Here is a 21,231-nt window from a genome sequence, read left to right as displayed (position 1 = left end):
TCTAGGCTTTAATTTCTGCGATGACTGGAGCATGATCTGAAGGCTGCTCCCATGTGCGAGGCTCTTTATCTATCAAGCTCAAAGTGCATTTTTCTTTAAGCGCATCACTTAGCAAAATGTGATCGATTCTCATGCCGGCGTTTCTTCTGAAACCCATCATGCGGTAATCCCACCAACTAAATGATTTAGGCGCTTGCTCAAACATGCGGAATGAATCCGTTAAACCTAGATTTAATAAGCGCTGAAATGCTTCTCTTTCTTGAGGTGAGACCAGATTCTGGCCAATCCACTTAGAGGGATCATGAACATCCTCATCAGTGGGTGCAATATTGAAATCACCCAGAAGTGCTAGCCTTGAATTCTGTTGAAGCTCTGCAGTTAGCCAGCTTTCTAACGCCTGCAACCAGCCCAACTTATATTGGAATTTATCGCTATCGAGTGACTGTCCATTTGGGAAGTAGGCAGATACGAGGCGAACCGGCTGCATTCCTTTAAAAGATATTGTCGCTGCTAGGATACGCTGCTGCTCATCAGCATTACCTGGAATATTTCTAACGGACTTTAAAAAAGTGGTTTCATGATCTGTGGCTATGGAAGCTAATGCTGCTTTACGAGCAATAATCGCCACTCCGTTATAGGTCTTTTGGCCAGCAGCAATACTAATATATCCAGCCTCCTCAAGCTCTTGATGAGGATACTTATCATCAGTCAGCTTGAGCTCCTGAAGACACAAAGCATCAATGGGTTTTTTTGCTCTCTCTTGATCCTGTAACCACTTTAGTACTTGGGGTAGACGCACCTTAAGTGAATTCACATTCCAAGCGGCTATCCTGACTGATTCAAGCATCAATACCAAGCTCCTGTAATTTTCGAGTGATCGTGTTGCGACCAATTCCAAGACGCTGTGCAGCCTCCACACGTCTTCCACGAGTAACTTCTAGAGCTGCTTGGAGAACTGCTTTTTCAAATTTAGAACATAGTGCGTCATACACGCCCGCATCACCATCCTGAAGCATTTTTACTGTGAGACGACCCAAACCACTCTCCCAGTCTATTGCGGCACTCCTGACAGTAAGCTGAGCGGAAGATGTTGATTCTCCTTGCACTAGGACTGCTTGCTCACCAACATCTGACAAAAATTCAGCAGGTAAATCACTTACCCCAATTACGTTAGATGGCGTCATCACAGTAAGCCAATGACAAAGATTTTCCAGTTGGCGAACATTACCAGGAAACGGCATAACACCAATTTCCTTTAAAACATCATCAGAAAGTTTTTTAGCCTCAACATTTAAGGATTTTGCACACGACAACATAAAGTGTCGAGCCAATACCGGAATATCTTCTACACGCTCACGCAATGCCGGCATGCGCAGGCGAATCACATTTAAGCGGTGTAATAAATCTTCACGGAAAGCACCAGCAGTAACACGAGCCTCTAAGTTTTGATGGGTCGAAGCGATAATCCGAACATTGGCTTTGATGGGATCCTGTCCACCAACGCGGTAAAAATGACCATCCGTTAAAGCCCGTAATAGACGAGTTTGTAAATCAAAAGGGATATCACCAATTTCATCTAAGAATAAAGTGCCGCCATCTGCCTGCTCAAAGCGACCACGACGTAAAGTGAGTGCGCCAGGAAAAGCTCCACGCTCATGGCCAAATAATTCCGACTCCAAGAGATCCTTAGGGACAGCGGCAGTACTAAAGGACACAAAAGGCCCTTTGGCACGAGGACTATGTTTGTGCAAAGCTTGAGCAACTAACTCTTTACCAGTACCGGATTCACCGGTAATTAAAACTGTTGAATGAGACTGAGCGAGTCGACCAATTGCCCTAAATACCTCTTGCATTGCTGGCGCTTGACCAATAATTTCCGTTGAATCTTGCCTCCAACCGTTAATCTCTTTATTACCAGATTGATTGCGCTCACTCTGCTCCATTGCACGTCGAATAAGCTCAACAGCTTTATCGATATCGAAGGGCTTAGTGAGGTACTCAAACGCACCACCCTGAAAAGATGAAACCGCTGAATCTAAATCAGAGTAAGCGGTCATGATAATTACCGGAAGCATCGGGTGAGTATCTTTTACATTTTGCAAGAGATCCAATCCATTGCCACGTGGCATACGGATATCAGAAATGAGGACCTGTGGAGCATCCTTCTCCAAGGCATTTAGCACGTCATTGGGATTAGAAAAACTCTTATGAGGAATATTCTCACGTGTAAGCGCCTTTTCTAAGACCCAACGAATAGATTGATCATCATCAACGATCCAAACGGGTTTCATAATGCTTTCTCCTGCCTACGGTAAGGTATTTGAATATGGAAGTCAGTCCGTCCGGGACGGCTGTCACAGGCAATGAAGCCTTGATGCTGCTGCACAAAAGTTTGAGCCAAGGTTAGACCAAGACCGCTACCACCGTCTCTACCTGAAACCAATGGAAAGAATATGCGTTCATGAATATCCTCAGGAATACCGGGTCCGTTATCAATGACATGCAAATCCATGGCCATCTTATAGCGTTGCTTAGAAATGGTGACAGAACGAGCTACCCTCGTCTTCAATTCAATTTGAGCAATACCTTGCTGTATTTCTTCTGAAAGCGCTTGAGCAGCATTGTGAGCAATGTTCAAGACAGCCTGAATCAGTTGCTCACGATCACCCAGAACCTCGGGAAGGCTAGTGTCATAGTTGCGAATAATTCGTAAGCCTTTTGGAAACTCAGCCAATACTAAGCTACGAACACGCTCTAATGCCTCATGGACATTAAATAATTCCATGGCATGCGCTTTACGGTGTGGCGCCAATAATCTATCTACCAAGTTCTGCAAGCGATCAGATTCCTTGATAATGACTTGGGTGTATTCACGCAAGCCTTTCTCTGGGAGTTCGAACTCTAGCAATTGCGCAGCACCTCGAATACCACCTAAAGGATTTTTAATTTCATGTGCTAAGTTCCGCATCAACTGCTTATTTGCTTCAACTTGTTGCGTCACGCGTTCATCGCGCTCACTACGTAACTGCTGATCAATCGGGAACCACTCCATCATAATGAGAGCCGGATCCTCAAGGCTAGCCACTACAACGTGAGCAGGAATTGATTCTTGATGAATGCTGCCAGGCAAGGAATGCAAGACCATCTCTTGGCGTTGTGCAGAGAAATGCCCTGCTTTTACTTCTTCAATCATGTGATTCAGAGATTCACTAGATCCAAATAAGTCGCGCACAGACTGACCTTCAAGTGATTTTCGTGAAAGATCCAGCGCAGACTCTGCGGCAGGGTTCACATAAACCAATTGTTGGTTCTCAGCCTCGAATACCACAATGGCATTGGGCATCTGATCAAGCAATGTCGGAAAAAAAGGAGCAGCCGAAGCTGCCCCTTTGAACGAATTGCGCAACAGACCTGCGCTCAACATTTCTCCTTCGCTTACAGGGAGTAGTACATATCGAATTCAATTGGATGAGTAGTCATACGGAAACGTGTGACATCTTCCATCTTCAAAGCGATATATGCATCAATCATAGAGTCTGTAAAGACGCCGCCACGAGTCAAGAACTCACGGTCTTTGTTCAAAGCATCGAGCGCTTCTTCTAAGCTTGCACAAACGGTTGGGATCTTTGCATCTTCTTCTGGTGGCAAGTCATACAAGTTCTTATCAGCAGCTTCACCTGGATGAATCTTGTTCTGAACACCATCTAAACCAGCCATCATCAGTGCTGAGAAGCAGAGGTATGGGTTAGCCAATGGATCAGGGAAGCGAGTTTCAATACGACGGCCCTTAGGGCTAGAAACGTGTGGAATACGAATCGAAGCAGAACGGTTACGAGCTGAGTATGCCAACTTTACTGGAGCCTCAAAGCCTGGAACCAGACGCTTGTAAGAGTTAGTGCCTGGATTAGTGATCGCATTCAATGCTTTAGCGTGCTTAATGATGCCGCCGATATAAAACAAGGCGAACTCTGATAAACCAGCGTAGCCGTTACCAGCAAACAAGTTTTCACCGTTTTTCCAAATAGATTGGTGAACGTGCATACCAGAACCGTTATCACCAACGATCGGCTTAGGCATAAAGGTTGCTGTCTTGCCATAAGCATGTGCTACGTTTTGAACGACATACTTTTGCCAGATAGTCCAGTCAGCGCGCTGTACTAGTGTGCTGAACTTGGTGCCAAGTTCATTTTGGCCTTGACCAGCAACTTCATGGTGATGTACCTCGACAGGAATGCCCAAGGATTCGAGAATCAAACACATTTCAGAGCGCATGTCCTGGAATGTATCTACTGGAGCAACTGGGAAGTAGCCGCCTTTTTTACCTGGACGGTGACCAGTGTTACCACCTTCAATTTCAGCAGCGGAAGACCAAGGAGCCTCTTCAGAATCTACCTTAACGAAACAACCCTGCATATCAGCGCCCCAACGGACGCCATCAAAAATAAAGAACTCTGGCTCTGGTCCAAAATAAGCGGTATCGCCTAAGCCAGTGCTTTTCAAATAAGATTCAGCACGCTTAGCAATGGAACGTGGGTCCCGGTCGTAACCTTTACCGTCTGAAGGCTCGATCACATCACAGGTGATCACTAATGTTGGCTCTTCATAGAACGGGTCGATGTAGCAAGATGTTGGATCTGGCATCAACAACATGTCAGATGCTTCAATACCCTTCCATCCAGCGATAGAGGAGCCGTCAAATGCATGACCACTCTCAAATTTATCTTCGTCAAAAGCAGAGATAGGTACTGTTGTGTGCTGCTCTTTACCCTTTGTATCTACAAAGCGGAAATCAACGAAAGTACAATCTTTCTCTTTTACCAACTTCATCACATCAGCGACGGTCTTCGTCATGCAAATCTCCTCTATTAACTAAATTCGGAATACAAACTTAAGGTGTACACCCTTGTTCATTCCAGGCATCAAATATGCCCATGGGATGTATCTAATTTACTGAAGCAAACAAACGGGAAATGCCATTATTGCACTAATTAAGTGCTGAAATAAGGCCTAAAACCCTAAAAAATACTAGATTTGCACCAATATAGTGCTTAATCAGATTTTGAAATATCGTGAATCTCGTAACCCAGGGCCTCTGTGCCAGCTCGCAAAGCAATCCAAGCGCTTTCAAGCAAGCTTGCATTACCTTTGATGCCTAGTTCAATATGACGATCGGCGTAAACACCGCCTTTAGCAGGGTCTCCAACTGAAGGGAGGCTAAACACCTTTACCCCAGGAAAGCTAGCCTCAATACGCTCCATTAAGGGCGTTAAAACGGATTCGATTCCCTTGGGAACGATAAAACTCTGCTCAGCCCAATTTTCACGATGAAATAGATTTTGATAATAGTGATCCAAAGACCACGCCATCATCGGGGCAGCCATCACTGGAAAGCCCGGGACAAAGTAATGCTCTTTAATAGAGAAACCAGGTATCTGGTTATAGGGGTTGGGGATAATATCGCTACCCATTGGGAACTCTCCCATCTTGAAGCGATGCTGGTTTTCAGCTGTACTCAAATCCGCCTTCACTGGATCACCCTCGGCAGTCGCCCGAATCCGTCCTGTAATTAATTCTTTAGCGGTCGGATGTAACTCTATTTTGCTGCCTAGCGCCAAAGCAGCACACTGCCTAGTATGGTCATCAGGAGTAGCCCCGATACCGCCAGTACTAAAAACGACATCGCCACTAGCGAAGCTATCTTTGAAAGTAGCGGTAATTTGCTCGGGATCATCGGCAACATATTTAGCCCAAGAAAGACTCAAGCCTCGCTCATTCAAGAGCTCAATCAATGTACTCAAATGCTTATCTTGACGGCGTCCCGACAAAATTTCATCACCAATCACAATTAAGCCAAATCGACGCGCCCTCACCTCAGGCACATCAATGCTAACCTGCTTCGATACATCAACCATGGTACGGGAGCTCCATATCAATTACACGCGCTTCAATATTAAGGGACTGATCTAATGCTTCTCTACGTAATTCTTTTAATGATTCCAATAAATAATGCGTAAACCACAGTGCAGCAAATACAAAGATCAAGGAATAAATCCAGAGTGCAACAAAACTCACAATGGGGAATAGAACTAAAGCTAATGCTGAGGTAGCCCAGAAGAATGTTGGAACTGCTCCAAGCATGCCAGAAAAAATTCCCATAGCCAATAGTGGCCAACGATGTTGTTGCAAAAGGATGTCACGCTCCTGCGAAGTAGCATGCTGAGCCAAAACGTCATATGACATTAAGCGCATAGTCAACCAACCCCAAAGCAATGGGGGTAAAACTGCCACTAAGGGTGGTACCCACCATACTGGCAGCGTTAACATCACCAATGCCAAGCAAATTAAAGCAGACCAGATTGTGTAGATCAAACTGCCAAAAAATCCTCCACCCTTTTTTTGCTCAAGATCTTGATAGGCGTATTGACGCGTTACCACTTTGACGATTGTGGGCACGGTTGTAAAAGCAATAAACACCAATAGACTAATAGAAATTAATGGGATCAGCAGCATTACAAAAAACAATGGCGCAATCCAAGCGCGTGCATTTTCGAAACCAGCCCAAATCAAGCCATCTTGAATCCAACTGGTAAAAATGGATGTTGTCAGAAAGATGCTGAGCATCTCTAATGCTGGTGTCCACGTTAGCCAAATTAAACTGCCCCATAAAATCGACACGATCAAAAATGGGCGCAAGCTTAGCCACAGCATTCTGGGGTGCATTGTTCCAACTAAAGCTAAGCCAAAAGACTTGAATACTTGCTGCATACTATCCATAGATTTCAATTACCGCCAAATTAAATGCTGGCTTTATTTTGCCTTGGGAAAAATTTCTCGAATAGAGTGAATAAAGCTCTGCCACTGTTGCTCAATTATATTGGGCGAAATAGCTAAATCCTTGACCCCAGTAGGATGAACTTCCTTTGGAAAAATTACAGTCTTAAATATCATGTCCCACCATGGAAATAAGACACCAAAATTACAACCTCCCAAAACGCCAGGCTTACCTTGCGCCTCATGACCATAACCCACCGCATGATGCATACGATGATACATAGGAGAGACCAAGAGATACTTAAAAACACCAAGATGAATTCTGAGATTAGCATGCTGCCAACTCTGAATAAACTGACTTAAGACTACTAGCAAAATAAATTGGCTTGGGGATACGCCAAATAATAAAGCAAAGAAAGCAGACACCACAGCATGTAGGATACTATCCAAAACATGGTTTCGATCATCAGACCAAGCAGTCATGACAGTTTGACTGTGATGCAAGGCATGTAATTGCCACCACCAGCTAAAGCTATGAGAAGCGCGGTGATACCAGTACTCCACAAAATCTAGCAATATAAAGTAGATACAGAAACTTACCAAAGGAATCGAAGTCACTGGCGGCCACCATGACTCAACATTTAATCTGCTAAAACGAAAATCATGGAGGACGGAATCAATCTGAAAGAAAAAGCCTGACAATGCGAGAAAGATCAATCCCTGAAAAATACCCAGCCGGTGAAATAAAGTGTAAAAAACATCAGCCTTGGAGTTCTTCGAGAAACGCACCTGCACTTCAGCTGGAAAAAATCTTTCCCAAGTGCGCAAAATAAGCACAATTAGCAAAATCTGAATGCAGCCGAACAAAAACCAATCAATGCCATCAAATACATCCTCGGCCATCGACATCAGATTGAAATGATACAAAATGGGGCCAGCCACATTAGCAAACAAGAATTCTTGAGTGCTTGCATAAGCTGAAGCAATAGAGGCTATTAAAGGATTGGAAGCCATATCCCTCATTGTGACTTATTTAGATTGTTTTGGCAGGGTTGCAAAGCAAAAGCCGCGACCCTTTAAATTGATAATCAGCTGCTCCAGAACCGCGGGAGCCCAGGGATCTTTACGGGACCAAATGCCTAAATGAGCCATCGTGATATCGCCATCTTGAAGCTGGCTGCTCGCCCTATCCAAAAGCATCTTGCTCGGATGAGTTTGAGAGCTCAGTTCATCCCCCAAAAATCCAGCGGGATTCCACCCAATATGCTGATAACCGCACTGGCTACCCATACGAATAGAACGGGGCGATGTTTTTCCTCCGGGGGCACGCCAGATTTTCTGGAGTCCACTACCAGTTAACTCCTGAAAGCGCTCATCCACCCTTCTAATTTCTCGACAATAGCTTGCCTCTTTATAGAAAGTGGCAAGTCCAGCTTTTGGGCCAAATTGTGGTTTTGCAAGGATCTCCCCACTCGGGCCGTCTTTGATGAAGTACAAGTGGTCATAGGTATGACTACCAAAATGGTGACCTTCACGAAGGCGATCTTGCCAATACGATTTCCATGAATCATCCAGAGAAAAATCGCCACGGCTAGTTTTTTCATTTGCTAGGAAAAAAGTAGCTTTAATATTCTGGCGATTAAGTATGTCAGCTACCGTCTGTGCAACAGACATATTGCCCGTATCAAACGTCAAGTAAACCGTTTTTTTGCAGTGCGCTTCTTGAGAAATGGCAAGCGAAGAAAATGTCGCTAAAAGTACTAGCGCCGTTAATCGAGCTAGAGCGCTATTCACACACATCTAATTAACTTATTCCCAGCTAGCACGCGGAGTGAAGAAAACCCCATGAGGAGATCTACCAACGGGAATCACCGAAACCAACTTCATTGAAGGTATATCAATTACACCTACTTTTTTAGAAAAGCGGAGGGTGACCCATAAAGTTTTACCATCGGGAGTAATTTCCATGTCGTCTGGACCCGCAGGTAAGCCGTTAATATCACCAACCTTCTCCAAGGTTTGCATGTTAATCATGCTGATACTAGATGAAATACGATTACTCACAAACACATGTTTTTTATCGCCCAATGGGCGGAAATTATGGGCACCTTTCCCAGTAAAGATTCGCTTCACTTCTTTGCGATTTTTCCAGTCAATTACCTGAACATTATCTTCGCCAGTAATACCAACTAATAAATATTGGTCGCCAGGAGTCATCCAAACTCCAGCGGGCACTTTGCCTGTAGTCATCTTCCAAACAACAGTTTGCGTGTCCAAGTCAATTGCAGCGAGCTCATTAGAATCCTGCAGAGTAATAAAGGCAAGCTTGCTATCTGCCGTAAACGCCACGTGACTCGGTGTCTTACCTAGCTTAACGGATTTAGCCAACTTTAGATCTGCGCCCTGTGCGTGGTACAAGTCAACCCTATCTAAGCGATTGCCGTTTGCAACAAACCATTTGTTATTAGGTGAATAACCGATTTGATATGGATCAATGATATCCGGAATCCTACCCGTCAACTCTCCGGTGGTGGGGTTCATCAGCACAACATCATTGCCAGCCGCATTTGCGATGAGAAGCGTCTTTTGATCAGGAGTCATCATGAGGTGATGAGGCTCCTTACCTACTGGGACAGTCTTAATCACTTTGCGCTTAGGCATATCAATCAAACTTACTGATGCCTCGCCAGAATTTAAGACGACCGCTAATTTAGGCTCGGCCTTAGAATCAGCAAATCCGGAGGTTTGGCCGCGAACAATATTGAAATACCCCAAAAGGACAAAAAAAGTTAGAGCTGAAATACTGCCAAATTTGGCTTTACTGATAAAAGTATGCATATTCATCATTGTAAGCAATTGATGCTCTAGTGCGCTGTAGAGGATAGCGAAGTTTGACCTATCGCAAGCTAGCTAAGACCTTTTCTAGCCGCTTTAGCGACATAGGGGTTGGGGTCTTTAGCTCCTGGGCATATAAGGCCACCCTCAACTCCTCAAGTTGCCAGCGGAAATCCTTCAAAACCTGGTCATCTGCCAGAGCGTAGGTAGCAGATCCACGACTACCCTGCAGCAGTTTTTGCCAAGGCTGAGCAACAGACTCCCAGTCTTTTTGGCACTGCGCATCCCTGCTGGGGTTCGCACGGAGCTTATCAATTCGCATCGCAATTGCCTTGAGATAGCGAGGAAAATGAACCAGCTGGCTAAATGGTGTATCAGAAACAAATTTCGCAAAAATTAAGCTTTGAAGCTGCATTTGAATATCCGCATATGCGACAGATGAGGCGGCCTTGGCTTGAGGCAGCTTCTTTTGAAGATCAGAATGAGCCTGTAAAGCTGCTAGGGCATGCTTTGAAATCTCTTGGGCGATTAATGCCAATCGAGGCTTGCCCGCCTGCAAACGATCTGCAAATTGCTCGGCATTGACCGGTAATACCTCACTCATAAATGCCCGCTCAAGGGCAAGATTCAGAATTTGATCAATTAAGCCATCAACCGAGCCCACATTAATGAACAGCAAACCAAGCTCGCGAATTCCAGGGAGCTGTTTTTGCAGCGCCTTGAGTGTGTCTTTATTCGATAGGGCAAATAATCTTCGCAATCCAAGCCAGTGATATTTCCGAGCCTCTAGCAAATCATCAAATACCTCTAGGTCGCATGACTCTGTCCGATCCACTAGGGCTGGGTAACCAAATAGAGTGCGATTACCTTTTTGAATTTCTAGTGTTTCAGCTAGCTCACCAAAGTCCCAGCTTCGATAACCACCCTGCTCTACATTTTTCGCTGCTGAGGTGCTTGCTGCTTGACTTGTTTTAGCAATCGTATTTTGAGTGCTTACCGAGGTTTCAGCACCAAACTCTTCTTGAACTGCTTGCTGGGCAATTGCCTGAAAAGCTGTTCGAGCCGTTTCACCATATTCAGCTCGTAATCGAGATAAATTACGCTCTAGCTCAAGCTGACGTCCATGCTCGTCAACTAGACGGAAATTCATTGACGAATGCAAAGGCAGAGATTCTGGCCTGAAATCTGTGCGCTTAATTTCCAAGCCACGCTCTTGACGAATATCCGTGATCAGACTGTCTAAAAAATCACCCACTCCAAACTGTTTTTGTGCAAGCTTGCGCTCTAGGAATGATTTAGCATATTCGGGTAGCGGAATACAGTGACGACGTAATTTCTGTGGCATTGACTTGAGTAGTAAGTGTATTTTTTCTTCACACATCCCTGGTACAAGCCATTCACAACGTCGACCGTCAACCTGATTTAATAAAGTCAAGGGGACAATTAGGGTCACTCCGTCTTTCGGGCTACCAGGCTCAAAGTGATAAGTCAAACTCAACTCAGTACCACCAACGATCATCTTCTTGGGATAGCGATCTACCGTAATGCCAGCAGCCTCATGGCGCATTAAATCTGCCTTGGCTAAACGCAGCAGGGCATCTGGTGACTCTTGGTTTACAGCTCGGTTTCTTGATACCTTCTTCAGCCAGGCATTCATACCCTCTCTACTGAGAACATCTTTAGGGATGCGAGAATCATAAAAAGCGAATAAGAGGTCGTCATCAACCAGAACATCAGGACGTCTAGATCGGTGCTCGAGGGCTTCAATCTCTTTAATAAGTCGTCGGTTATGCCAGAAAAATTCAAAACTACCGGGATATTTTTTTCTAGCATCGGCCTCGGTCTCTCGCGATAATGCTGGAGTATCCATACGACCAAACAGCTCTTCTTGAACCAAGGCCTGAGTAATGAATATCGAGCGAGCATCTTCGGGGTTATGTGGCTCGTAACGAACTCGACGACCATGATAAATAGGCAGGCCATATAGAGTGCCACGCTCAAAAGCCATGACCTCACCTTGACGGCTATCCCAAAATGGTTCACTCAAGGATTTAATTAGTCGATGGGATGCAACTTTCTCTACCCACTGAGGCTCAATCTTCGCAATCGTGCGGGCATACATCCGATTAGTTTCCTGAAGTTCACCAGCCAAAATCCAAGCGCCAGCCTTTTTACCTATGCTCGAACCAGGCCAAATAAACGGCCGAATACCACGAGCGCCGATATAGCCACCTATTTTGCTGCCTCGCTCTTGAGATTTTTCATCCTCCTCTTTTTTAGCGATATAACCCAAGAGTCCCGTTAGCAGAGAAAGGTGAACTTGTTCATAAGTAGCTGCTGATGGGTTTTCTTTCCAGCCCTTCTCACCTAGCATTGTATGTAGCTGACCATGAACATCACGCCATTCACGCAAACGTCTTGGCGATAAAAACTTACTTCGACAGAGATTCTCTAATTGACGATTGGTATGCTTATGCTTCAGTGCATCTTGATACCAATCCCAAAGTTTTACAAAGCTCAGAAACTCAGATCGTTCATCTGCAAACTGTAAATGAGCTTGGTCAGCAGCGGCAGCCTGATCCATCGGTCGATCGCGGGGATCTTGTGTGGCCAAAGCTGAGGCGATGATAGTCACTTCACGTAAGGCGTTTTGCTCTTTGGCCGCTAAAAGCATGCGCCCAATACGGGGATCCAACGGAAGGTCAGCAAGCTGTTTTCCCGTTGGGGTCAATTTAAAACTATTGTTGATATCTTTATCATCGCCAAGAGTTGTTTCGTCATAGACGATAGCGCCTAACTCATCCAATAACTGTACGCCGTCTGCAATTGCGCGGCCCAAAGGTTTGTCGATAAAAGGAAATTCTTGAATTCGAGGCAAGCGTAAAGAACTCATACGCAGTAAAACCGCCGCTAGTGAACTACGTAGAATTTCTGGATCGGTAAATCGAGGACGATTTAAGTAATCTTGTTCACTAAACAAACGAATACAAATACCGTCAGATACACGACCACAACGACCAGCCCTTTGGTTGGCTGCCGCTTGGGATATCGGCTCTATTTGTAGTTGCTCTACTTTGTTACGATAGGAATAACGCTTCACTCTTGCCAAACCACTATCGACCACATAACGAATATTGGGAACCGTCAATGAAGTCTCAGCAACGTTGGTGGTCAAAATAATGCGTCGACCATTGCCAGGATTGAACACACGCTCTTGTTCGGCTACCGATTGCCGAGCAAATAGACTCAATACTTCCGGATGGAATCGTTGCTGGAGAACATGATCTTTTCTGAGTGCTTCAGCACAATCCCTAATTTCTCGCTCTCCAGGCAAAAAGACTAATACATCCCCAGCGCCTGAGGCGCCCTCTCGCCACACATTAACAATCGCTTCTACGACTGCATCTGGAATATCCTTAGCCTCTTTGGACTCTTTTTTCCCATCTGGCTTGACATCAGGTTCCAGGGGTTCGTAGCGCTGCTCCACTGGGAACAGTCGTCCACTGACTTCAATTACTGGGGCAGATTTCCCGTTTAGCGTGAAATGCTCTGAAAAACGCTTAGCATCAATCGTGGCAGAGGTGATGATCAGCTTAAGGTCTGGTCGCTTCGGTAGTAACTGGCGGAGATAGCCAAGAAGAAAATCAATATTGAGACTACGCTCATGCGCCTCGTCAATGATGAGTGTGTCATAAGCGCGAAGCTGAGGATCGCGCTGGGTTTCAGCCAACAAAATACCATCCGTCATCAGCTTGATAGATGCGCCCTGACTAGTCTTATCGGCAAAGCGCACTTGATACCCTACATCCTGACCAACGGGAGTGCCCAACTCCTGAGCTATACGCTTTGCTGTAGCTGTTGCGGCAATCCGGCGAGGCTGTGTATGCCCAATAAGCCGGCCACCGTTGATAGTACCTCTACCGAGATCCAAACAGATTTTAGGTAATTGGGTTGTTTTCCCAGAACCAGTCTCCCCACAGACAATGACTACCTGATGAGAACTCAAGGCATCCTTGATGATTTGGCGTTGCCCAGAAACGGGCAACTCCTCTGGAAAGCAAATTTCTAGCCTTCGTGAGGTGTTGGAAGCAGACACAATCACAGGGCTTGCTTTGGGTTTTTGTTGGTTTATGGGCTCTTGCACCCTATAATTTTCTCACTATGCCAACAAATGCACCGAACAACGGCTTAAATGCTGAAGAATCAAGCTCCAACTTTCCTTTTGTGGGATGGTTGCGTGATGTTGCGCCCTACATCCATAGTTTTCGCGAGAAGACCTTTGTGATCGCCTTTGCTGGCGAACTAGTCCAGGAAATTGGCCTTGAGAATCTGATTGAAGATATTGCCATGTTGCATGCCATGGGCATGCGCATTGTTTTAGTACACGGCATTCGCCCACAAATTGAAGAGCAACTAATGCTCCGCAATATCAAGAGTAAATTTGGCAACAGTGCCATGCACAGTTATCGTATTACCGATGCTGCAGCGTTGGAATGCGTGAAAGAGGCTGCTGGCGAATTACGCCTAGATATTGAGGCAGCATTTAGCCGTGGTCTTCCCAATACTCCAATGGCGGGATCACGCATCTCAGTTATCTCGGGGAACTTTATTACAGCAATGCCAGTTGGTGTAGTTGAGGGGATAGACTATATTCACACTGGATTAGTGCGGAAGGTAGACTCCACCTCAATAAAGCTTTCGCTTGATAGCAACAAGATAGTGCTGCTCTCACCGTTAGGATTTTCTCCAACAGGTCAGGCATTTAACTTGGCCTTTGAGGATGTTGCCGCATCTACTGCTGCAGCCCTCAAAGCGGATAAGCTGATTTTCTTGAGTCCATATGTTGGCTTAAAAGACGATGACGGCGATCTCATCACTGAACTTTCGATGCCACAACTTCAAGAATATGTCTCACAACATGAAGAGCTTGATCAAGGCATGAAAAGCTTGCTGAATATTTCTGGTAGAGCCATTCGTGCCGGCGTCAGTCGCGTGCACTTCTTGCCTTGCAATCAGGATGGTGCACTCCTAGAGGAACTATTTACCCATGATGGCATCGGCATGATGTTGGCCTCATCTGATATTGAAAACTTGCGCGAAGCCAATCAAGACGATGTTGGCGGGATCCTTCAGTTAACCAGCCCACTTGAAGAAGAGGGTATTTTGGCAGCCCGTGGTCAAGACGTCATTGAGCGAGATATTCAGCGTTTCTCTGTGATTGAGCATGACCGCGTTCTCTTTGGCTGTGCTGCCCTCTTTCCATTCCCCAACGGAGTCGGTGAACTTGCCTGCCTCGCAGTTGATCCAGATGTGCAAGGCTCTGGTGATGGAGAGCGTTTGCTCAAGCGCGTTGAGATGAGAGCAAAGCGGGAAGGCATTAAAAAACTTTTCGTTTTAACTACTAGAACAGAGCATTGGTTTTTGAAGCGCGGCTTTAAACGAGCTTCTGTCGACGATCTTCCAGAAGAAAGAAAACAGATTTATAACTGGGATCGCAAATCAATGGTTTTAACCAAGGATCTATAAGTTTTATAGCGAATCTACATTTTTCTTATTTTTTATTAGTACACCGTATTTGAAAGGCATTACAAATGGCACGCATGGTTCAATGTATCAAACTGAATAAAGAAGCCGAAGGCATGGACTTCGCTCCACTACCAGGCGATCTTGGTAAGAAGATTTGGAATCAAGTCTCTAAAGAAGCCTGGGCAGCCTGGCTGAAACAGCAAACCATGTTGATTAACGAAAATCGTCTGAATATGGCAGATCCTCGTGCTCGCCAATATCTACTGAAGCAAGTTGAAAAATACTTCTTTGAGGGTGGCGCAGACATGGCTCAGGGCTACGTACCGCCAGCTGAATAATCATGGCAAAAGAACCCGATGGATCGACTTACTGCCCCGTCGGGTTTGTTATTTAGAAAGTGATTCGGCTAAGGCCGGAGGCATTACTCACCAGCAAAATATCAGCCTTTTCTTTTGCAAATAGGCCAACGGTGATCACACCAGCGATTTGATTAATCTGAGCCTCAAGTTCAAGCGGATTAGCAATCTTAAGACCAGCAATATCCAAAATCCAGCCGCCGTTATCGGTCACAAATGGCTCACTCGGCGTTTGACCCAAATCTGCACGTATCTCTTTCGCCATTCTGAGAGTGACTACACCCCCCAATTTAGCTAATTCTTGAGTAACAATCCCTTTGGACAAGGGAATGATCTCCACGGGCAATGCAAAGTTACCTAAGACTGAAACCTGCTTTGATGAGTCACAAATGCAGATAAATTGCCTTGCCATTGAGGCAATAATCTTTTCACGAGTTAAGGCGCCACCGCCACCCTTAATCATGTGGCCTGAGGGATCAATTTCATCTGCACCATCTACATAGGCAGGCAGCTCATTCATATCATTAGGATCTAAGACCTTAAAACCATGCTTTAAGAGGCGCTCAGTAGTAGCATTGGAACTGGAGACCGTTCCCAAAAAATGATCCTTGTGAGGGGCCAAAGCATCGATAAAGTAGTTCGCAGTAGATCCTGTTCCGATACCCAAGATCTGGCCAGTAGGCAGCTTTAGAACCTCATCCCGAGCCGCCTCACCCACCAATTGCTTTAGTTGATCTTGATTCATGATCTTGCCCGATATCCTTATCTGAACTGGAACAGTCTTATTTATGCATCTATCATATGATATTCCCTGATTTATTAATCGAAAGCATTGCCAATACCGATGACATCACCCACTTCCTCACTGAGCCAACTTAAACAACTCACCACCGTCGTGGCCGATACCGGTGACTTTGAACGCATGCAGCAATACCACCCACAAGACGCCACCACCAACCCATCTCTGATTCTGAAGGCCGCACAGCAAGCCAACTATCAGTTATTAGTCAATCAAGTCAAATCAGCGCACCCCAGAATGCAAGCAGTGGATTTAGTTGACCATATCCTAGTGGCTTTTGGTCTTGAGATCTTAAAGATCATCCCTGGAAGGGTTTCAACTGAAGTTGATGCTCGCCTATCTTTTGATACCCAAGCAACCATTACTAAAGCAAAACATCTAATAGCTCTATATGAATCTCAAGGGATTGATCGTAAACGTGTATTGATTAAGTTGGCGGGCACATGGGAAGGCATTCAGGCGGCCAAGGCTTTAGAGGCTCAAGGTATTCATTGCAATATGACATTGCTTTTCTCTTTGGTACAAGCTGCAGCCTGTGGTGCAGTCAATGCCAAACTGATTTCACCATTTGTGGGGCGGATCACTGATTGGTATAAAGCCAAACTCGGCAGTAACTGGAATGATGTTAATTATGGCGGGGCAAGTGATCCTGGCGTAACGTCGGTTAAGCGTATCTTCCATTATTACAAGCACTTTGGCATCGCTACCGAGATCATGGGTGCTAGCTTTCGTAATACTAGCCAAATTCTGGAGCTAGCCGGGTGCGACTTACTCACCATCAGTCCCGAGCTTTTGGGAGAACTTCAAAATAGTTCGGCAAGGGTTGAGAAAAGACTAAATGCCAGCAATGCAGCGAGCGCGCTAACTAGTGAAAATATATCAGCCCTAAGGCTAGATGAGTCAAATTTTAGGCTCCAATTAAATAATGATGCGATGGCCACTGAAAAGTTAGCTGAAGGAATACGGAATTTCTGCATCGATACTGAAAAATTAGAGGCCTTATTAACTAGCTAAGCAACCAAGGGGCCAAGATGATTATTCATTGTCCACATTGCAGTAGAGGTAATCGAGTTCCTGCTGAAAAACTCACTCAGACGCCCATCTGTGGTGCCTGCAAACAAGAGCTCCTGTCCTTACCAGTCAATGCAACAGCGGCAAACTTTAGCGAGCTCGTGACTCAATTGACAATGCCGGTAATTGTCGATTTCTGGGCTCCATGGTGTGGGCCATGCAAGATGTTTGGCCCGACTTTTCAGTCGAGCGCTATTAGCCATGCAAATCAAGTGCTGTTTGTGAAAGTCAATACCGAGGCAGAACAACTACTCGGATCGCAATGGAATATCCGTTCAATACCAACCCTAGCGGGATTTAAGGGTGGTAAAGAGGTTCACCGCATTAGCGGTGCACTGCCACCTGCACAGCTAGAGCAATTTGTGCAGCAATTACTAGTTAGCTAGGCTCTTTAGCTAATCTCTGCCTTAGCGCTTCATACAAGCAAACACCACTCGCGACAGAGACATTGAGACTCTCAACCACACCCTTCATCGGAATACGCACTAACTCATCGCAGGTTTCGCGAGTTAAACGGCGCATACCCTCACCTTCTGCGCCCATTACAATTCCAATCGGTCCAGTCAGATCTAAATCGTAAATCGACTTTTCGGCCTCATCGTCAGTACCAATCAACCAAACGCCTGCCTCCTGCATCTCTTTCATGCTGCGGACTAAGTTGGTAACGGTGATTACTGGTATCACCTCAGAGGCACCGCTCGATACTTTACTTACGGTTGCATTGATTGAGGCTGAACGGTCCTTGGGGATAACTACAGCATCGACACCGGCACCATCAGCAACACGTAAACATGCACCAAAGTTATGGGGATCAGTTACGCCATCAAGCACCAAGAACATCACCTTACTTTGATTGCTTTCTGTATCCTCAACCACTTCCATAATGGTCCGAGCAATCGTCATTTTCTCCGCCAAAGCTACTACACCTTGATGGCGATCATGTCCTGCTAGCTTATGAAGGCGTTCAGAGTCGGCTGCATGTAATCTTTCTCCCAGAATCTCTTCAGCCTGCTTGAGAAAATCACCCATACGACGATCACGTCTACTCGGGTCAAAATAAACTGACTTCAGACTTGCTGCATCCACCCGTAAGCGCGCTTGTACCGCATGAAAACCAACTAATATTTGCTTCATTTTTACTTATCTCAATCTTGAATAAATACTTATTTACGACGCGCTTTAGTGTTACGAACAGGCGGCTTAGTGCCAGCAGATTTTCCTGTGGGCCTTAATGGCTTACCAGATTTGGCAACCTTACTTGCGGTTCGTCCGGCATGATTTTTCGATTGGTTGGCACCAAGATTTCCCGCAGATTTATCAGCATTCACATTAACACCGGAATGTTTCTGCGGCTCTTTACTTCCAGGCCGACCTTTTTTCGGAGAGGCTTTTTTATTCGGCCTACCAGTATCACTAGCCAAAATAATTTGGCGGCGGTTGGTAGTGCCTCCTGGCTCTAAGCCAACAGACTTCACCAGACTGAACTCGATCTTACGTGCATCAAGATCAACTCGACTCACCAAGACATGGACGCGATCACCTAAGCGATAACGAATCCCCGTTCTCTCACCACGGAGTTCTTGACGAGCCTCATCGTACTGGAAATAGTCCCCACCTAATTCGGTTACATGAATCATCCCCTCGACAAAGAGATTTTCTAACTGCACAAATAAACCAAATGAGGCTACACCGGTAACCGTACCAGCATACTCTTGACCCAAGTGGTCGCGCATGTAATAACACTTGAGCCACGCCTCTACATCACGAGATGCTTCATCTGCACGGCGCTCATTAGATGAGCAATGAACTCCTAGCTGCCCCCAAATAGGTAAAGCAGCATTGGCACCTTTGGGTAACTTAGGTAAGCGCACACCTTTAGCTGCAGCCTCTTTCGCGTCGCTATGAGACTTCTTGGCATTGACCGCATTCTCGCGACCCTTGCCCTTGCGAGGCAAAGTCAAGTTCAGCGGAACTGTGGGGGGCAATACTGGAATGTAAGGCTTCTTGATAAGAATCGCCTTGATCACACGATGTGTCAATAAATCAGGGTAACGGCGAATCGGGCTCGTGAAATGCGAGTATGCGGGATAAGCAAGACCGAAGTGGCCTTCGTTATCCGGTTGATACATCGCCTGTTGCATAGAGCGTAAAACAACCGACTGAAGCATATTGGCATCAGGACGCTCTTTAATTTCGCGCATTAGCTTAGCGTAATCTTTTGGTTTGGGCTTTTCACCACCACCCAAGGACAAACCAGATGTTCGCAAGACTTGGCGCAAGGTCACTAATTTTTCTTCAGAAGGTTCTCCGTGAACACGATACAAACTGAGATGCTTATTCTGATCAATAAAGTCTGCAGCACACACGTTGGCTGTCAACATACACTCTTCAATTAAGCGATGGGCATCATTACGGAGGCGAGGCTCAATACGCAGGATCTTACCCAACTCATTGCTGATGATCTGAGTTTCAGTAGTTTCGAATTCGATAGCACCACGTTTTTGACGTGCATCCAATAAAATTTTATACAGCGAATATAGATTAGTCAGCAAGGGTCTAAATTCTGTAAAGCGCGTTGCTTCAGGACCCTTACTATTAGAAAGAATTTCCCATACGATATCGTATGTAAAACGCTGCGCAGAATGCATTACTGCTGGATAGAACTGATATGCCAATACCACGCCGTTGTTATCGACAACCGAGTCACAAACCATGCATAGACGATCAACGCCTGGGTTTAGTGAACATAAGCCATTAGAGATTTTCTCCGGCAGCATGGGTATCACTCGCCTTGGAAAATACACCGAAGTAGCACGCAAGAGACCTTCATCATCCAAAGGATGGCCAGGCTTGACATAGTGGGATACATCCGCAATAGCAACAATCAAGCGCCAGGCTTTACTCTTGCCATACATCACTGGCTCGCAATACACGGCATCATCAAAGTCACGGGCATCGGCACCATCAATGGTAACTAGGGGAACATCCCGCAAATCAACCCGACCCTCAAGATCAGATTGCTGTACGGAATCAGGCAATGCCTCCGCTTCTTTTTTTGCAGCCGCTGAAAATTCATGGGGAACACCATACTTGCGCACAGCGATTTCGATCTCCATACCAGGATCATCAATCTCACCTAAAACTTCAACCACTCGACCAACTGCTTGACGATAGCTGTCTGGATAATCAATGATTTCAACACTTACTACTTGGCCTAATTTCGCATTACCCTGACCCTTTGGCGGAATCAAAATATCGTGGCCAATACGCTTATCCTCCGGAGCAACAATCAAAACACCATTCTCATTCAAGAGACGTCCAATGACCACTTTATTGGCATGCAAAATCACATCAACGATCTGACCCTCTGGACGACCGCGCCGATCTGTTCCCAATACTCTGACATTGACTCTATCACCGTGCATAACGCGAGACATCTCTCTTTCAGAAAGAAAAATATCTTCGCCACCGTCATCAGGGATAACAAATCCAAATCCATCTCGGTGACCTTGGACTGTACCTAAACGGTCAGCCTCTCGTGGCACCAAGTTTTTTGCTTTACGCATTTAATTCCTTCGGCAATACATGCCTTATATATCAATCGTTATTCTTGTTAAGGCTACTGTATCAAACCACCAAGTCTGAAAGGGGAAAAGCCAAAGCGGGGGGTTGGGAAATGAGCCAGAAGGCGTATACCTTTATAATAATGGCATGCCCAGGTGGCGAAATTGGTAGACGCACCAGCTTCAGGTGCTGGCGATCGTAAGGTTGTGGGGGTTCGAGTCCCTTCCTGGGCACCAAACAAGGTTTAAATGCGCTCTGCGCCCCTCTTCATAAATCTACATAAGACAGATATGGGGGCGTTTTGCCAAA

Annotated in this window: 17 protein-coding genes and 1 tRNA gene; 5 read left to right on the top strand and 13 right to left on the bottom strand. The window is 45.6% G+C overall.

Annotation, left to right across the window (positions count from 1 at the left end):
• Window position 1: 1 nt before the first annotated feature.
• The 10 genes from xth to hrpA form a co-directional block, all read right to left on the bottom strand.
• Complete coding sequence (gene xth, locus ICN43_RS06625) at window positions 2-847, bottom strand: exodeoxyribonuclease III (RefSeq protein ID WP_216197986.1); 846 nt, start codon at window positions 845-847, stop codon at window positions 2-4.
• Complete coding sequence (gene ntrC, locus ICN43_RS06620; protein ID WP_216197984.1) at window positions 840-2,291, bottom strand: nitrogen regulation protein NR(I); 1,452 nt, start codon at window positions 2,289-2,291, stop codon at window positions 840-842. Before ntrC ends, xth begins: the two co-directional genes overlap by 8 nt.
• Complete coding sequence (gene glnL, locus ICN43_RS06615; protein WP_216197983.1) at window positions 2,288-3,424, bottom strand: nitrogen regulation protein NR(II); 1,137 nt, start codon at window positions 3,422-3,424, stop codon at window positions 2,288-2,290. Before glnL ends, ntrC begins: the two co-directional genes overlap by 4 nt.
• 11 nt (window positions 3,425-3,435) lie before the next feature.
• Entirely contained in the window at window positions 3,436-4,851 is a 1,416-nt protein-coding gene (gene glnA / locus ICN43_RS06610) for a type I glutamate--ammonia ligase (protein ID WP_216197981.1), read from the bottom strand.
• Between the two features lie 197 nt (window positions 4,852-5,048).
• Window positions 5,049-5,912, bottom strand: coding sequence for a molybdopterin-binding protein (locus ICN43_RS06605; protein WP_216197979.1), 864 nt, complete (start codon window positions 5,910-5,912; stop codon window positions 5,049-5,051).
• A complete protein-coding gene (locus tag ICN43_RS06600; protein ID WP_255533453.1) occupies window positions 5,905-6,765 on the bottom strand; it encodes an EI24 domain-containing protein in 861 nt (286 codons plus the stop codon). The genes ICN43_RS06605 and ICN43_RS06600 overlap by 8 nt, the downstream gene beginning before the upstream one ends.
• A 42-nt stretch (window positions 6,766-6,807) precedes the next feature.
• The gene (locus ICN43_RS06595) at window positions 6,808-7,785 is read right to left on the bottom strand and encodes a sterol desaturase family protein (RefSeq protein WP_216197975.1); all 978 of its coding nucleotides are present in this window, start codon (window positions 7,783-7,785) and stop codon (window positions 6,808-6,810) included.
• A gap of 15 nt (window positions 7,786-7,800) precedes the next feature.
• Window positions 7,801-8,571, bottom strand: coding sequence for a polysaccharide deacetylase family protein (locus ICN43_RS06590; RefSeq protein ID WP_216197973.1), 771 nt, complete (start codon window positions 8,569-8,571; stop codon window positions 7,801-7,803).
• Window positions 8,572-8,580: 9 nt separating this feature from the next.
• On the bottom strand, window positions 8,581-9,573 hold the full coding sequence (locus ICN43_RS06585; protein WP_370623199.1) for a cytochrome D1 domain-containing protein: 993 nt from the start codon (window positions 9,571-9,573) through the stop codon (window positions 8,581-8,583).
• Window positions 9,574-9,667: 94 nt separating this feature from the next.
• A complete protein-coding gene (gene hrpA / locus ICN43_RS06580) occupies window positions 9,668-13,750 on the bottom strand; it encodes an ATP-dependent RNA helicase HrpA (protein ID WP_370623165.1) in 4,083 nt (1,360 codons plus the stop codon).
• A gap of 17 nt (window positions 13,751-13,767) precedes the next feature.
• Between hrpA and argA the strand changes: the two genes are divergently transcribed.
• Entirely contained in the window at window positions 13,768-15,132 is a 1,365-nt protein-coding gene (argA, locus tag ICN43_RS06575) for an amino-acid N-acetyltransferase (RefSeq protein ID WP_216197971.1), read from the top strand.
• 65 nt (window positions 15,133-15,197) lie between these two features.
• A complete protein-coding gene (locus ICN43_RS06570; RefSeq protein WP_015421224.1) occupies window positions 15,198-15,470 on the top strand; it encodes an oxidative damage protection protein in 273 nt (90 codons plus the stop codon).
• Window positions 15,471-15,522: 52 nt separating this feature from the next.
• Here ICN43_RS06570 and rpiA read toward each other — a convergent pair whose 3' ends face one another.
• On the bottom strand, window positions 15,523-16,233 hold the full coding sequence (gene rpiA, locus ICN43_RS06565; protein ID WP_216197969.1) for a ribose-5-phosphate isomerase RpiA: 711 nt from the start codon (window positions 16,231-16,233) through the stop codon (window positions 15,523-15,525).
• Between the two features lie 99 nt (window positions 16,234-16,332).
• On the opposite strand from rpiA, the gene tal reads away from it, so the two are divergent.
• Both tal and trxC read left to right on the top strand, forming a co-directional pair.
• On the top strand, window positions 16,333-17,301 hold the full coding sequence (gene tal / locus ICN43_RS06560; protein WP_216197967.1) for a transaldolase: 969 nt from the start codon (window positions 16,333-16,335) through the stop codon (window positions 17,299-17,301).
• A gap of 17 nt (window positions 17,302-17,318) precedes the next feature.
• Window positions 17,319-17,744, top strand: coding sequence for a thioredoxin TrxC (trxC, locus tag ICN43_RS06555; RefSeq protein ID WP_216197965.1), 426 nt, complete (start codon window positions 17,319-17,321; stop codon window positions 17,742-17,744).
• On the opposite strand, the gene rlmB is transcribed toward trxC, so the two are convergent.
• Entirely contained in the window at window positions 17,737-18,492 is a 756-nt protein-coding gene (gene rlmB, locus ICN43_RS06550; RefSeq protein WP_216197963.1) for a 23S rRNA (guanosine(2251)-2'-O)-methyltransferase RlmB, read from the bottom strand. The genes trxC and rlmB overlap by 8 nt on opposite strands.
• Before the next feature lie 29 nt (window positions 18,493-18,521).
• Complete coding sequence (gene rnr / locus ICN43_RS06545; protein ID WP_216197962.1) at window positions 18,522-20,924, bottom strand: ribonuclease R; 2,403 nt, start codon at window positions 20,922-20,924, stop codon at window positions 18,522-18,524.
• A 147-nt stretch (window positions 20,925-21,071) separates the two neighbouring features.
• On the opposite strand from rnr, the gene ICN43_RS06540 reads away from it, so the two are divergent.
• A tRNA-Leu gene (locus tag ICN43_RS06540) sits at window positions 21,072-21,158 on the top strand.
• The last annotated feature ends 73 nt before the right edge of the window (window positions 21,159-21,231 follow it).

This window comes from Polynucleobacter sp. UK-Mo-2m-Kol15 (assembly GCF_018881505.1).
GTDB lineage: Bacteria > Pseudomonadota > Gammaproteobacteria > Burkholderiales > Burkholderiaceae > Polynucleobacter.
Note: the sequence above shows the minus strand (reverse complement) of the source record. Positions and strands in the feature narration are given on the sequence as shown.